The following is a 14,672-nucleotide window of genomic DNA, read 5'->3' on the forward strand; positions in this document are numbered from 1 at the left end:
GGGAAAGTAGGGGATTTTCGATGAACATCGGGGTTGTATTGTTTCCATCGAAACGCGTTCAAGATTTTGCCAATTCATACCGAAAGAGATATGACTCGAAGTATTCACTGATTACACCGCACATCACGTTACGGGAGCGGATGGGAGTCGATGAGACAGAATTAGATCACATCGTGACAGAGTTAAATCGAATCGCGTCCGAAACGAAACCGGTCAATCTGCACATCCAAGGAGCACGGTCGTTCCATCCGACGAACAATGTCTTGTTCCTTAAAGTAATGCCATCGGATGAGTTAGAACAATTACATCGCGCCTTGCATACAGGACCACTCGCACATAATCCGAAATACGATTTCTTGCCACATATCACGATTGGTCAAGAACTGTCGGATGTCGAATTGTTCGATGTACTAGAACGTCTCAAGATGGAAGATATCCGTTTCCAAGAAGATGTCACGAAAATGGCTTTATTGTATGAACTGGAAAATGGAGCTTGGAGTGTCTACGAGACATTCCGCTTTACAGGTCAATGAATGATTAAACTTCCCGGTCGAAGCTTCGACCGGGAAGTTTTAGTTCTGGTAACACTCCATATGCATTCGCCTGTTCTTCTAAAAAATCTTGCGTTTCATGTTCTCGATAAGGATCGACTGGGCGTATCGGTTGAACCCTTGCGACCGGTTCAGTTTTCAGTTGTGGGTCGACTCGTACTTGACGATTCACATATTGTACGACCGTAAAATCGATTGCGTTCATCCTCTGCACTTCCTCTCCCCTTCTAATTCTAACGTTGTTCATAATTGACACTTCCCCGATTAAGCACAAAAAAAACCAAGCTCCCCTCCTAAGGGAAGCCCGGTTCACTAAATCACCTATTACAGAATGTGGAATCCACTATCGACGTGAAGGATTTCTCCTGTTACACCACTCGACATTTGCGAAAGTAAGAATAATCCACTCTGACCGATTTGTTCCGTCGTAACGTTACGGTGAAGTGGCGCGCGTTCTTCGATGCTATCAAGGATTGAGTTGAAATCGCCAACACCTTTTGCTGAAACTGTCCGGATCGGACCAGCAGAGATCGCATTGACACGAACACCTTGCTGTCCGTATTCAGCAGCGAGATAACGAACGCTAGCATCTAATGCTGCTTTCGCAACACCCATGACGTTGTAGTTCGGAACCATCTTCTCACCACCAAGGTACGTCAATGTGATGACAGATGCGTCTTCTGTGAAGAAGTCTTTCGCTGCCTTGACGACTGCCGTCAAACTGTAGGCAGAGATATCAAGTGCTTGCGCGAACTGTTCACGTGTCACACCAGAAAATTCACCACGAAGTGCTTCTTTATCCGCGAATGCGATTGAGTGAGCGATTCCTGAAATCTTACCGTGATCCGCATGGATCGTCTGGAAGACCTGTTCGATTTCTTCATCACTCGTGACATCACACGTATAATAAGAAGCCGGACGTGATAATTCCTGTCCTAATTTTTCAAGTGGTGCTTTGAAACGTTCCCCGACATATGTAAATGCGAGGCTTGCTCCAGCAGCGTCGAGTGCACGTGCGATGCCCCATGCAATCGAACGTTGGTTGATGACGCCCATGACGACGTACGTCTTGCCTTCGAGTGAAGGATAAATATTCATAATAAAGTCCCCCTTGAATTAGTACCTGGTAATAAAACCTATCTTCAGGTTACAAAAACGTAACGCTTCTGTCAACCATCGCTCTTGATATTGCGGATTTGATAAATTACGGTAATATATAAAGTGATAGAAAGTAGGGATGAAATGAATCGATTCAAATCATTTACACAACGTTATGATCATACGTTGTTGTTTTTACTCGCCTGTCTGATGGTCATCAGCGTCATCGCCATCTACACGGCCCAACCTTCGCTTAAAGGCGCCATCAGTGCCATCAACTTCTCCGCCAAACAAATTCAGTGGTATGTCATCGGTTTCATGGCGTTATCCGTCGTCATTTTCATCGATTATGAACAGTTGAAGCGATTCCATTGGTTTTTATACGGAGCTGGTATCCTGTCATTGATTGGTCTTGTTGTTCTTCGAAACACTCCAGTCGTTACTGAAATCAAAGGGGCATACGGGTGGTATCAATTCCCGGTCATTGGTACAGTTCAACCGGCTGAGTTCATGAAATTCTTTTTGATTGTTTCGCTGGCAGCTGTCATCACCGAGCACAATGCCCGTTATGTTCAACACGAACGCGACTTCTTATTGCTCGTTAAAATGGTTGCTGTCACGGCTTTGCCACTTGGTCTCATTATCATCCAACCCGATTTAGGAATCGGTTTGATCTTATGTGTCATTCTTGCATGTGCCATGTTGTTATCTGGACTGAACTGGAAATGGCTCTTGACGATGTTTGCCCTGTTCGCAGGTTCTGTCATCATCTTCTTTTACCTGTTTTATTTCCACAACGACTTACTCGCAACGTTTTTCCCAGGTCACGCGATGAACCGGATCATGGCTTGGTTGCAACCTTTTGAATATGCGGATGATCTCTCGTATCAGCTCGTCCAAGCAATCAATGCAACAGGTTCTGGTCAAATGTTCGGGGTTGGATACGGAAAACTACAGGTATTCGTTCCGGAACTGCATACAGACTTCATCTTTACGACGATCGCCTCACACTATGGTTTCATTGGGGCTGCCATCGTATTGATCGTCTTATTCCTGTTCGTCTATCGCTTGATTCAAATTGCTCTTGAGACGGCAGATCCATTTGGTACCTATATCGTGACAGGATATGTCGCCATGTTCACGTTCCAAATCTTCCAGAACATCGGAATGACGATCGGTGTCTTACCGATCACAGGTCTTCCCCTACCATTCATCAGTTATGGTGGATCAACGATGATCGTAAACCTCGTCGGTCTAGGATTAATTATGGCAATCGCTTCTCAGTCTCGGATTTCCATGTTTGATGAAGATTAATCGCATACGAGAAAAGGCAGTGGATTAACTCCACTGCCTTTTCTCGTATGTCCATTATTCTAATCGAAGATCTTCGGGAAGCGGCGCTTCAAATCGGACACGTTCTCCTGTCGCAGGGTGAAGGAACGTCGCTGACGCGCTATGGAGTGCTTGACGCGGGAGCAATGGTTCACCCTGATACATCGTATCTCCAATCAAAGGATGTCCTAAAAAGGCAAGATGGACACGAATTTGGTGCGTCCGTCCCGTCTCTAGTCGAATATCCAGTAAGGAAAACTCTCGATCCAAGGCTTGGACCCGTCGACTATTTAAAATATGCGTAATGGCCCGTTGACCATCCGGTCGTACCATTCGTTCCATGAAGGAATGATCGGTTTGACCGATTGGTTGATTAATCGTTTGTACCGGCACATGTCCGGGTGCATAGGCTAAATAATGCCGCTCTAATTCGTTCGATCGTTGCATGAGACTCATCCGGTGGTGGGCAAGTCCGTGTTTTGCAAATAAGACGAGACCACTCGTGTCTCGATCGAGTCGATTGACGATATGGATCGCATACGGAATTCCTTGTTTTCGATAATAACCAAGAACATAATTCGACAATGAGTGTTCCGGATGCAATCGTGATGGAATCGATGCCATCCCCGGTGGTTTATTGACGACGAGTAACCAATCATCTTCAAACAAAATATCGAGTTCCCCTTCTGTCGCTACCATGTCCGGTGCTGGTGTTTCTTCCGGGAAGAAGACGTGGACACGGTCACCCGCGTACAAGACGTCGTGGACGTTGACATGATGACCGTTCCGCGTGATATCTCCATGATTTTTGATTGATACTAACATTTTTCGTGAGATACCTAGACGGGTCGTACAAAAATGACTGACGCGCCAGCCATCCTCGATATCAGTAACCGTCTGTTGTAGCTGAAATCCATTCATGTTTCCATTTCCTTTACATACTGCGTCAACGTCTTTCGTCTGCTAGGAAAGATTCCCGCACCCGTTGCCAAAACGGGAAAGAACGAAAACGAGCAAATTTCACTTTTTTATCTGATACCCGACACCGGATCGATGTCACATTTTGATGGACAATCGAAGCATAGTGGTCATAGGTCATCTGAAAATCAATCGGATTGACGGGACGAATTTCGACATCATGATGTTTCGGTAACAACATCGGTGAGCCGATCGTCCGGTAAACACGATTATTGATCGAAGCCATTTCTGTGATTTGGATCGCTTCGAGTGCCGGGTGGACAATCGCACCGCCGAGCGCCTTGTTATATGCCGTCGAACCAGAGGGTGTCGATATACATAACCCGTCACCTCGAAACGTCTCAAAATAGTCGCCTCGAATCGATAAATCGCAGACGAGTGTTTGATTGAAACTTTTGATCGTACACTCGTTCAAAGCAAGCAGTTGATTATGCGAGCCATCCGCATAGTCAATTGATAGTTCAAGCAGCGGGTATTCGACCGTCGCTAAATCCTGCTTCGCGATATGATCAATCAACTCATCCATCTCTTCAGGACGCCAATCCGCATAAAAACCAAGGTGCCCTGTATGAATCCCTACAAGGGTAATCGTCTCTACTTGATCGAGATACGAATGGAACGCTTGTAACATTGTCCCGTCTCCCCCGATTGAAACGACGATTTCCGGTTGACTGACATCAAGCACACATCCCCGCTCCGTCAACGCCTGCTCGAGTTGTTGTTTTAGCGCATGAGAACGCTCATCATCACGAGCCGTGATTGCAAAACGCATGGTCATCCCCCTACTCTTTTAATCGTTCCGACGCCTTAGCATCGCGTTGAAAGACGAGTTGCGCGTCTTGAATTTCTACTTTCAATTGACTCATCTCCGCGTCAAGCAAAAATGCCGCTTCTGCCGCACGCCGCAGGCGCTCCCGTGTTTCTTCCGGAATGTTCCCTTGGTACTTGTAATTTAACGAGTGTTCGATCGTCGCCCAAAAGTTCATCGCAAGCGTACGAATTTGAATCTCGACTAATGTCGGTACTTCACCTTCGATCGTCTGTACTGGATAAGCAATGATGACATGATACGATCGATAACCACTATCCTTCTTTTGAGTGATGTAGTTACGTTCCTCGACGATTTTAAAATCACCGCGCGAACGTAATAGTTCAAGAACATGAATGATATCATCGACGAATTGACACATGATGCGTAATCCGGCAATATCCTGCATATCTTGTTCCAATGATTCACGCGCAATTGCTTTTCGTTCTGCTTTTTGAAGAATGCTTTTTACAGGTTTGACCCGTCCTGTGACAAATTCAATCGGTGAATGCTCTCCCCGTTGCTGAAATTGTTTACGAATCGCTTTTAGCTTTACTTTCAACTCATCGACCGCGATTTGATACGGCGCAAGAAATAAATCCCAATTTTCTTTTGTCATCTGATTTGTCACCACTTTTAATCGAATAGTATTGGTTCAGTGCCTGTTCCTACCTCATTCATGTTATCATATTTTCAGACATTCAACTAGAAAGGCGTGATTCCGATTAGACAAGAATTGGAAATCGAATTCAAGAACTTATTGTCTGAACAAGAATATCTATCGTTATTTACCCATTATGCGTCAACTAAACAACCCATTTGGCAAGCAAATGATTATTTTGATACGCCTGATTTCGAACTTCGAAAAAAAGGTGCTGCCTTACGGATACGTGAAAAAAAACAAGGACTTGTCCTTACTTTAAAACAACCTCATGAAAATGGATTGCTTGAAACACATGTCACACTATCAGCAAGTGAAGCGGAAGATCTATTCAAATACGGTCTGATTCACTCCGAAGAGATGAATCACCAGTTGTCGTCTTTTGACTTGCAAGGTTCGTTGGAACATTTAGGACGTTTAGAAACCGAACGCATCGAGACGGTGCTTCCAGAAGGCTTACTCGTCCTTGATAAAAGTCGCTATCTCGGACATACCGATTATGAGTTAGAGTTTGAGGTCAGCAACTTCGAACAAGGGCAAAAGGATTTCGAGCGAATTCTTTCAGAACACGACATTCCACAGCGCAAAACAAAAAATAAAATCGTTCGCTTCATGGAACGTAAAGCGCTTTCTTGATTTTTCGTGTAAGAATGAACAAGCAAAACCTTTGCTCTTTCTTTTTTTTCGTTGCTAAAATAGGGTAACGATAACAACAGGAAGGGGTGAACGGATGGAACACGCACAATGTAACGGATCTTATTGTTCATTGGACGAACCATCGATTCAACAACCGACGAAACCTCTGGAAATCTATCATTTTTTAGATGTGACACAAACGGACGGTTTACGGTTGATACCCGTTCTCAAGAAATTAGAGCTAGAATATGGTCATCTTTTTCGTCTCCGCACGATTGCTACGATTCCTTGTGCTCCTTCACGTTCCGCGTGCGATATGTCACCACTCGTCATCCTAAAAGCAATCGAGCTTCAAGGAAAAACGTTTGGTATGCGGTTCATGCGACGCCTTCGGATGCTTCATAATGTCGAAGGTGAGAGTGCTTACAGCCGTCCATCATTGATGCGGTTAGCCGAAGCATTGACAGAGTATGGTCTGGATTTAGATGAATTCCACCGTGATGTCTCGTCGGACACGATTCAGCAAATGCTCGAGAAAGAGACTGAACTGGTCACGGAATGGGATGTCCGAATTCTTCCGACACTCGCTTTCGTTGGAGATGAGGAAGCCATTAAGGCAGAAGGACCTTATGAGTATTTGGTCTATGTTTCGATCTTAAGTGAACTGCTAGATCATACGATTGAAAAACAATCGAAGCCACCACTTGAACAATTCTTGAGACGGTATGAAACAGCAACTACGGCTGAAATCGCCTTTATTTATGACGCTCCTGAATCCCAGGTTGAACACGAACTAAAAAAACTGGTCTTACAACAGAAATGTGCTTCTCTATCGTACTGTGATGGAAAAGTATGGCGTCATTTAAAAGATTCAGCACATGCTTAATACAAAAAGGGCAGTGGAGCAAGCTTCACTGTCCTTTTTTGGTATTCACTCATAGAAAAAGAAGAAGTCCTTCATGACGAGAAGGACTTCTTCTTTTGACCATTGGATGGGGGGAAAAGAGAATCGACTGGGGAATGTGACCCTCTTCACAATATAAGTATACCGTGAGTCTTTTTTCTTTTCCACACTTTGTTCACTTTGTCACAAAGATGTCACTCTGCTAATAACGCTTCGAATTCATCTAGGACTCGTTCAAATTGACGAAGTGCTGCTTCAACTGGTGCTTTTGTTGTCATATCAACACCAGCAGCTTTTAGTACTTCGATTGGATAATCGCTTGATCCCGCTTTTAAGAAATTGTTGATGTAACGTTCTACAGCCGGTTGTCCTTCTTCTAGGATTTGATCCGTCAAAGCAGCCGCCGCCGAAATGCCTGTTGCATACTGATAGACATAGTAATTGTAATAGAAGTGTGGAATCCGAGCCCACTCCAAACCAATCTCTTCATCTAATACAATCTCTTCTCCGAAGTATTTTTGATTCAAGGCATAATACGTTGACGTCAAGAATTCTGGTGTCAACGATTGTCCAAGACGCGCCGCATCATGAATCGCATGTTCGAACTCAGCGAACATCGTTTGTCGGAACAATGTACCGCGGAATGTTTCAAGTTGATTGTTTAATAGATAAAGTTTTTCTTTACGATCCGTCACTTTCTTCAATAGATAGTCGTTTAACAACGCTTCATTTGTCGTTGAAGCGACTTCAGCGACGAAGATTGAATAATCGCCATATGGATATGGTTGAGATTTCCGCGTGTAGTAGCTATGAACCGAATGTCCGAATTCATGTGCGAGCGTAAAAAGATTATTGATGTTATCTTGCCAGTTCATCAAAATGAATGGTTGTGTATCGTAAGCACCAGAAGAGTATGCTCCACTCCGTTTACCACGCGTTTCCCGGACATCAACCCAGCGCTCAGACAACCCTTCTTCGAGAATATGTTTATATTCTGCTCCAAGCGGCGCGAGCCCTTCGACCATCAATTGTTTCGCTTCTTCATAAGAGACCTTCATCTCGACCTCAGAAACGAGGGGGGTATACATATCGTACATGTGTAACTCATCAAGACCGAGGACCCGTTTACGTAAGGCAACATAGCGATGAAGCAATGGTAAGTGCTCATGTACCGCTTCAACCAACCCATCATAAACGGATTCAGGGATTGCATTACCATGTAAGGCTGCCGCGCGTGCCGAAGGGAACTTCCGAACATCTGCATAGAAGTTGTCTTTCTTAACTGACCCAGCAAGAGTTGAGGCGAGCGTATTCGTGTATTTCGCATACGTTCCGTACATCGCTTTAAATGCGGCTTCACGCACCGAACGATCAGATGATTCAAGGAATGTGATGAAACGACCATGTGTCAATTCCGTCTCTTCCCCGTCTTCCCCCTTAATTTTCGGGAATGTCAAATCTGCATTATTCAGCATACCGAATGTCGTACCGGATTGACCGAGAACTTCTCCCGCCTTCGCTAGAATCGCTTCTTCCGCTTCCGTCAACACATGCTCGCGTTCTTGGTTCAACTCATCAAATGCATGACGGTACATCGCAAGGTCTGCATTCTCATTAAGATACGCTTCTATCGTTGTTTCAGGTACAGCTAACAATTCCGGTGTCATGAAAGCAAGTGTGGCTCCGATTTGTGACGCAAGCGTCCGAGCACGGTCATTCATGGCTTGATAGAAGCTATCCGCTGTATTTTCGTCGTAACGCATGTGCGCGTATGTATAGAGCTTATAAAGACGTCTTGAGACTTCGTCTCGTAACTGTAACCCTTCATAGAGTGTGTCCGCACTTTGTCCAAGACGACCCTTATACTCGACGAGTAATGGAAGCATCGCTTTCACCGATTCAAATTCTTCTTCCCACGCTTCGTTTGATGCATAAATCGATTCTAGATTCCAAGTTTCTGAAACGTCAACATCTTGACGTGTTAATACTTCTGCCATTTCCCTCACTCCTTTAATTCAGTTATACCTGTTTTCTTTTCGACAAACAATCGAATTGCTCCTGCTAAAACAGCCGATTCGCCTCCTCGATCCGCTCTAACCATTCCGTGATAAGTAAATCGATCATCGGTCGTTCAAACGGGATATCCAATCGATGAAGTAAATGAAAGACGGCTTGTTCTAAAGCAGTAGAGGAATAAACCCCTTTTAACCGCAAAAAGACTGCCATTTGAAACTCAAAAGGATGAACGGGATACGATAATAAGTGACTGATCGGAAGAAAGACCGATGACGGCAGATTCAGAAGATGAAACCCTGCCTCATATAATGGAAGTTTAAGCATTCGTGGAGGTAACGAAGGATAAAAAGGACGCTGTCGATAGCGCAAGACGATTCCTTGCCATCGAGCCATTGAAAATTTCCGAGGAAATGACGGAAGTTCCGTCGAAAGGAAGTCGGATAATGAAAGGGATTGAACGGTACAATAGACATAATGTTTCGCAAAAGGGAGCGGATGTCGAAACCGTCGGATTTGATTGTCAACAATCAAGTCCAAATACTCATTTTCTAAGAAGGCTTGACACATCCATCCTTGTAAACGAAATGTGACACCATGTGACGGATGAAACCCAATCCAACGAACCGTTTGTCCTTGTTTCGCATCAAGTCTTGCTCGTCTAATCCATTCATCTGCCGACATCGGAGAACGCTGAATTTCAATCCCAATCTCTTTTTCCGGAATCCACAGGTCGAAGCGTCGCTGTCCAATCGTCCATTCGGTCTCGACGCGAACGCCTGCATTCATCAACGAATCTGCAATTCGTCGTTTCCAAGATACATGTAAGCTACTTTCTCCTGAACATGCTGAGATATGTGCAAAATGTGGTCGTCGTCCCTGCCTGACGCGCAATGGCTTCAGACAATACGGACAACGTAAGGACATCGCTTTTAATTCATGGACAGAAAACCTATGAATCAGAATGCGTTTACCTGACCCATCAATGGCTTCAAACATCAGCATCGTCCCCTTTTGCTAGAGTAGCGGTGAGAATAAGCGTGAAATTGATTCAACTAAACGGCGGCGTAATGGACGACGATGAAACAAATCAGCATCAACTTGTGTAGACTGGCTAAAATCCTCATAAAAATCACGTGTTAATTGATGTACCGAATTTGTTCCGTATAAAAAAGCATTTACCTCGAAATTCAAATGAAAACTCCGTAAATCCATATTCGCTGTTCCAATCGTTGCGATGGCGTCATCCACGACGATGACTTTCGAATGCATGAATCCTTTGTTATACTCATAGATTTTCACACCAGCCTGGAGTAAATCATCAAAGTAAGAGCGACTCGCATAAAATACGATTTTATGATCCGGAAAGCTTGGCAGAAGAATACGAACATCAATTCCAGACATAGCGGCTGTCTTTAGTGCTGTCATCAAATCTTCATCTGGTATTAAATATGGAGATGCAATGTAAACAGATTCACGCGCTTCTGTGATGAGTCCGAAGTAAAGTGACTTCATTGCCTCATGTGGCTCATCAGGTCCACTGGCAATGATTTGAACGCCTCCCGTTGCTTCATCGACATATTCCAGTGGTTCCATATAAAACGGTGTAAACAGGCGTTCCCCCGTCATATAGTACCAGTCTTGGAGGAAAATCAATTGAAGTTCAGAAACAGCTTCTCCGCGTACAAGAAGATGCGTATCACGCCAAAATCCAAAATGCTGATCGCGACCGATATACTCGTCCCCAACGTTAATTCCACCCGTAAAAGCAACTGTTCCATCAATGACAACGATCTTCCGATGATTTCGGTAGTTGGACTTACTCGAAATGAACGGTAATACGACAGGGAAGAATGCCCGAACTTCAACACCTGCCTCCTGCATCTTCTTGAAATAATGCTTATCTGTCGAAAAACACCCGACGGCATCATAAAGAAAACGGACTTCAATTCCTTGTTGTGCCTTTTCAATCAATACTTCCTGTAACTGCAATGCGAGCTCGTCATCCCGTACGATATAGTATTCCAAATGGATATGATGTTGTGCTTGACGAATCTCTTCTAAAAGAATCGGAAATTTCTCCTGACCATTCGTCAAAATTCTTGTATGTGTATTATACGAAATCGGAAGTCGACTGATCGAATCGATAAGTGTGACAACTTTTCCATAACGTCCTTCTTGGAACACTGATTGGTGTACTGCTGTTTTAAACTGGGTACGGTATTTAATATAAGACTCTTCATCAAGCATTGCTTTCAATCGAAACATTCGTTTCCGGCGGTAGTTCTGACCAAACGTAAAATAAACAAACACGCCGACAACAGGTAGTGCCATCATGACAAGTGCCCAGACGAGTGTTCGTTCTGGGTTACGATTTTCAAGCAAAATGATGACGAACACGCTCATGACGACCAAAATGATGACGATGGACAGCCAGCCTACCATATAGACACTCCAATAGTAGGATAAAAAGGCGATTAAACCGATGGTCAAGATGAGGGTCATGAGAAGTTGTACACGTCGTAGCATGAATCCCCCTCCTTTTATGTATGTTGTAAAAATTGTAGTTAAGAACTCATGACAGAAAGGAAGCGTTTAAATGGGTACGTATATCATTACTGGTGCAACAAGTGGAATCGGAGAAGCAACTGCCCTCCAACTGATTCGAGAAGGTCATACCGTTCTTGCCATTGGTCGTAATCAAGACAAAGGAGCTTCTCTTGAATCTAGCGGAGAAGGACGTTTATATTTCTTCCCTGTCGACTTGACTGATTCCTCTGCCATCGACAGGTTCTTTGAAGAAACACTCGAAGATTTTCCAGAAATCGACGGGATTTTTAATAATGCAGGGACATTTGGAAAACCCGTCGCACCCGAGAGAATCTCCGATCAACAAAAAGAAGTGTTCCAAGTGAATTATCATGCCCCTGAACGAATCATCCAGCTCGCGACGAAACGTTTCTCAAAAGGTGCCTCTATCGTCAATAATAGCGCGATCGTCGGTCACGTCAAGTTTCCCGCCATGCTCTTACCCTATGCATCGTCTAAGAGCGCTTTATTGACACTGACAAAGACATACGCTGCCCGCTTCCATGGCAAGTATCGTTTTAATGCCATTTGTCCGGGACCGGTCGACACATCATTGAGCCACGCATTATATGGCGGGAAAGATAAGTTTGATCTTGCGATGAAGCATCATCTTCGTGGCGAACCTGCACAACCTTCTGAAATCGCAGAAGTCGTTTGTTTCTTACTCTCGAATAAAGCGAGTTACATCAATGGGCAAGCCCTTATCGTAGACGGTGGTTATACCCTCACTTAATGTCAGAATAAAAGGAGGTATCACGATTCGTGATCCTCCTTTTACTCGCACTTTTAGTTCTTTTAATTCGGAAAGTATTTCCGAATAAAGGCAAAGACGTCTGAAGCAATGATTTGTTTTCCATATTCAGCGACAGGATGAATCGTTTGTTCGCTGAAATGAAGATATTCGGCAATTAAACTCATGACATTTTCTTGTGCTTCTACATTCACATCATCTTCGAAATGAACATGTAGTAGATAGAGTCCATCCTTTTGGTAAAGCGCTGTTTCAAGTTCTGCGAAGACAGGAGCATTCGCATATTGACTAAGCGCAATGATATGCTCGAAATCATGAGTTTCGAATAAGACATCCTGGCTTAATTCTGTATCTTTATCTTCTGTCTCAGACATCGCTGATCGTAAAAGTGAATCGAGTTCGTCTTCATCGACTTGCTCACCATCGACTGCATTTTTTGCGATCGTTACAGTGACTTCAAGACCTTTTTCAAAAGCTTGCACTTGTATCCATAGTGGACCTTCGAAGGAGATGGACTCTTTTTCATTCGCTTCGTCCATCATCTGCCAGAATAACTGTTCTCCCCGTTCCCGATTATACCAAATCTCATCTCGGGCAAAACCACGGCGTTCGATGTCAGTATAAGTGATGAAGAACTTGACCGTATTGTCATTGACGCGTTCGATTTTCAATCTGTCCACTCCTTTCTTCTCGTTCCTTATCTAGAATACGAACGAGGACATGACTTGGATTCATACTTTCGAATCCGAAGGATATATTTCTATTCCTTTGTTATCTTTATTTTAACCTTTTTTATCGGTAACAAAAAGCACACTGCTCACGAAGCAGCGTGCTTTTTAAAATTACTCGTTTACAAGACGCTGTGCTTCCAAAAGTTGGAATGTACGCACCTTGCGTGGTAAGAATCGACGGATTTCATCCTCGTTATATCCTACTTGAAGACGTTTTTCGTCAATCAAAATCGGACGACGCAATAATCCAGGATATTCTTGAATTAAATCGTATAGGTGCTGCAACGATAAGTTTTCAACGGAAACATCGAGTTTCGAGAAGACTTTTGAACGCGTTGAGATAATCTCGTCCGTTCCATCTTCCGTCATTCGAAGAATCTGTTTGATTTCATCGAGCGATAATGGTTCTGAAAAAATATTACGTTCTACGAACGGGATTTCATGTTCTTCAAGCCACGCGCGTGCTTTCCGACAAGAAGTACAACTTGGTGAAGTATAGAGTGTTACCATTGAAAAACATCCTCCCCCTGATTTAACATCATTTAACACCTAAGTGAATACATAGATATCGATGATGGTTCTATTACTTGACAGTTTACATCTAATAAAGCAGAAAACCTAGCTTTTTTATAAAGATGAAAGAACTTTTCGTAAAAAAGCTTGTTAAAGCCACCACGTGGCTTTAACAAGCTGGCGTGTGATCAAATGGCTGAGAAATCGTTTCTTTTGCTTTAGGAAGTTTCATTTCTTTTAGTTTTTTCTCTAAAATATCCCGCAAAAGGCGCTTCTTCAGCTTTTTCTTTTTGTCACGTTCTTTCATATTCCGACACCCCAATCGGTCCGAAACAGAACTAACAACCTACGAAAGCAAAATAATCATCTTCTACATTAGTAATTATACCACGTATATCAAAAATCTATTCCTACTTTAAACAATTAAATATGTGAGATTGTCGATTAAGTAATGAAAAATAGTTGCAATTTCTTTCAATTTTCTGTAGAGTGTATAGAAATATCAACGCTCAGGAAGGAGTTTTTCATTCATGTCATTAACACTCGTCACTATTCTCGATCATCCGATCGCTCAAAAATATTTATCCCGTTCTGGCTTGAATCATGCGATTTCAGTAGCTGAACGCGCTCTGACGCTCGCTACGAAGCGAGGTTTAGATGCGGATACAGCTACGAAAGCTGCACTCCTCCATGACATCGGGCATTACGAATGGTATACCGATGGCACTTGGAACTATGATCTCTATCGTCAAAATGATATTCATGCCATTAAAGGGGCTGAACGCGCCCATAAACTTTTGATTCGCCTTGGTGAAGAACCAGCACGCGCCAAAGAAATCGCACTTGCCGTTCTTTTGCATACGGATTCGTATCTTCCACCTGGTGCAATCAACCGGACACCACTTCAACAACTTGTGCACGATGCGGATACGCTGGAAGAACAACCAGGCGGACTACATCACTATGAAAAAATCGATTTTGATGAAGCCATGCGCCGTCTTGATGCGATTGATTCTGTCGTTCATCGCTTCGCGCATCTTCCACGAATTGCATCAGAAAATTAAAAGGCATTTCCACGATCAACGTGGAAATGCCTTTTGTTTTAAA

General features: G+C 43.6%; 17 protein-coding genes. 6 read left to right on the forward strand and 11 right to left on the reverse strand.

Annotated features, from left to right (window positions below; translation table 11 throughout):
• Positions 1–20 precede the first annotated feature (20 nt).
• Positions 21–533: a YjcG family protein gene (locus B2751_RS02530; RefSeq protein ID WP_056062411.1), complete on the forward strand. Its 513-nt coding sequence runs from the start codon at positions 21–23 to the stop codon at positions 531–533.
• Positions 534–537: 4 nt separating this feature from the next.
• Here B2751_RS02530 and B2751_RS02535 read toward each other — a convergent pair whose 3' ends face one another.
• Together B2751_RS02535 and fabI are read right to left on the reverse strand one after the other, a co-directional pair.
• Positions 538–756 (reverse strand): hypothetical protein, encoded by a 219-nt coding sequence (locus B2751_RS02535; RefSeq protein ID WP_035406634.1) that lies wholly within the window; start codon positions 754–756, stop codon positions 538–540.
• Between the two features lie 119 nt (positions 757–875).
• A complete protein-coding gene (gene fabI / locus B2751_RS02540; RefSeq protein ID WP_029342212.1) occupies positions 876–1,649 on the reverse strand; it encodes an enoyl-ACP reductase FabI in 774 nt (257 codons plus the stop codon).
• Between the two features lie 144 nt (positions 1,650–1,793).
• On the opposite strand from fabI, the gene B2751_RS02545 reads away from it, so the two are divergent.
• On the forward strand, positions 1,794–2,963 hold the full coding sequence (locus B2751_RS02545) for an FtsW/RodA/SpoVE family cell cycle protein (RefSeq protein ID WP_056062414.1): 1,170 nt from the start codon (positions 1,794–1,796) through the stop codon (positions 2,961–2,963).
• Positions 2,964–3,017: 54 nt separating this feature from the next.
• Here the strand turns inward: B2751_RS02545 and B2751_RS02550 are convergent, their stop codons facing one another.
• From B2751_RS02550 to B2751_RS02560, 3 genes are read right to left on the reverse strand one after another with little or no spacing between them, the layout of a single operon-like run.
• Positions 3,018–3,902: an RluA family pseudouridine synthase gene (locus tag B2751_RS02550; RefSeq protein WP_290772583.1), complete on the reverse strand. Its 885-nt coding sequence runs from the start codon at positions 3,900–3,902 to the stop codon at positions 3,018–3,020.
• Positions 3,903–3,927: 25 nt separating this feature from the next.
• Entirely contained in the window at positions 3,928–4,731 is an 804-nt protein-coding gene (locus B2751_RS02555) for an NAD kinase (RefSeq protein ID WP_035406625.1), read from the reverse strand.
• 10 nt (positions 4,732–4,741) lie between these two features.
• Entirely contained in the window at positions 4,742–5,386 is a 645-nt protein-coding gene (locus B2751_RS02560; RefSeq protein ID WP_035396676.1) for a GTP pyrophosphokinase, read from the reverse strand.
• Between the two features lie 96 nt (positions 5,387–5,482).
• On the opposite strand from B2751_RS02560, the gene B2751_RS02565 reads away from it, so the two are divergent.
• Both B2751_RS02565 and B2751_RS02570 read left to right on the forward strand, forming a co-directional pair.
• Positions 5,483–6,064: a CYTH domain-containing protein gene (locus B2751_RS02565; RefSeq protein WP_231496835.1), complete on the forward strand. Its 582-nt coding sequence runs from the start codon at positions 5,483–5,485 to the stop codon at positions 6,062–6,064.
• A 94-nt stretch (positions 6,065–6,158) separates the two neighbouring features.
• Entirely contained in the window at positions 6,159–6,950 is a 792-nt protein-coding gene (locus B2751_RS02570) for a DsbA family protein (protein WP_035406622.1), read from the forward strand.
• A 212-nt stretch (positions 6,951–7,162) separates the two neighbouring features.
• On the opposite strand, the gene pepF is transcribed toward B2751_RS02570, so the two are convergent.
• The 3 genes from pepF to cls all read right to left on the reverse strand — a co-directional run bounded on the left by pepF (position 7,163) and on the right by cls (position 11,510).
• The gene (gene pepF, locus B2751_RS02575; protein WP_035406619.1) at positions 7,163–8,965 is read right to left on the reverse strand and encodes an oligoendopeptidase F; all 1,803 of its coding nucleotides are present in this window, start codon (positions 8,963–8,965) and stop codon (positions 7,163–7,165) included.
• A gap of 64 nt (positions 8,966–9,029) precedes the next feature.
• Positions 9,030–9,980: a competence protein CoiA family protein gene (locus tag B2751_RS02580; protein ID WP_290772588.1), complete on the reverse strand. Its 951-nt coding sequence runs from the start codon at positions 9,978–9,980 to the stop codon at positions 9,030–9,032.
• 18 nt (positions 9,981–9,998) lie between these two features.
• On the reverse strand, positions 9,999–11,510 hold the full coding sequence (cls, locus tag B2751_RS02585) for a cardiolipin synthase (protein ID WP_290772591.1): 1,512 nt from the start codon (positions 11,508–11,510) through the stop codon (positions 9,999–10,001).
• 70 nt (positions 11,511–11,580) lie between these two features.
• Here cls and B2751_RS02590 point away from each other — a divergent pair, with 70 nt between their 5' ends.
• Entirely contained in the window at positions 11,581–12,303 is a 723-nt protein-coding gene (locus B2751_RS02590) for an SDR family NAD(P)-dependent oxidoreductase (protein ID WP_290751705.1), read from the forward strand.
• 62 nt (positions 12,304–12,365) lie between these two features.
• Here the strand turns inward: B2751_RS02590 and mecA are convergent, their stop codons facing one another.
• From mecA to B2751_RS02605, 3 genes are all read right to left on the reverse strand, one after another.
• Positions 12,366–12,992, reverse strand: a complete 627-nt coding sequence (gene mecA, locus B2751_RS02595; protein ID WP_035406608.1) for an adaptor protein MecA — start codon at positions 12,990–12,992, stop codon at positions 12,366–12,368.
• 171 nt (positions 12,993–13,163) lie between these two features.
• The gene (spxA, locus tag B2751_RS02600; protein ID WP_012370920.1) at positions 13,164–13,562 is read right to left on the reverse strand and encodes a transcriptional regulator SpxA; all 399 of its coding nucleotides are present in this window, start codon (positions 13,560–13,562) and stop codon (positions 13,164–13,166) included.
• A 172-nt stretch (positions 13,563–13,734) separates the two neighbouring features.
• Entirely contained in the window at positions 13,735–13,872 is a 138-nt protein-coding gene (locus B2751_RS02605; RefSeq protein ID WP_023468890.1) for a hypothetical protein, read from the reverse strand.
• 223 nt (positions 13,873–14,095) lie between these two features.
• Between B2751_RS02605 and B2751_RS02610 the strand changes: the two genes are divergently transcribed.
• Complete coding sequence (locus tag B2751_RS02610) at positions 14,096–14,629, forward strand: HD domain-containing protein (RefSeq protein ID WP_035406605.1); 534 nt, start codon at positions 14,096–14,098, stop codon at positions 14,627–14,629.
• Positions 14,630–14,672 lie beyond the last annotated feature (43 nt).

The sequence above is a fragment of the Exiguobacterium sp. UBA6282 genome, from assembly GCF_002440475.1.
GTDB lineage: Bacteria > Bacillota > Bacilli > Exiguobacteriales > Exiguobacteriaceae > Exiguobacterium_A.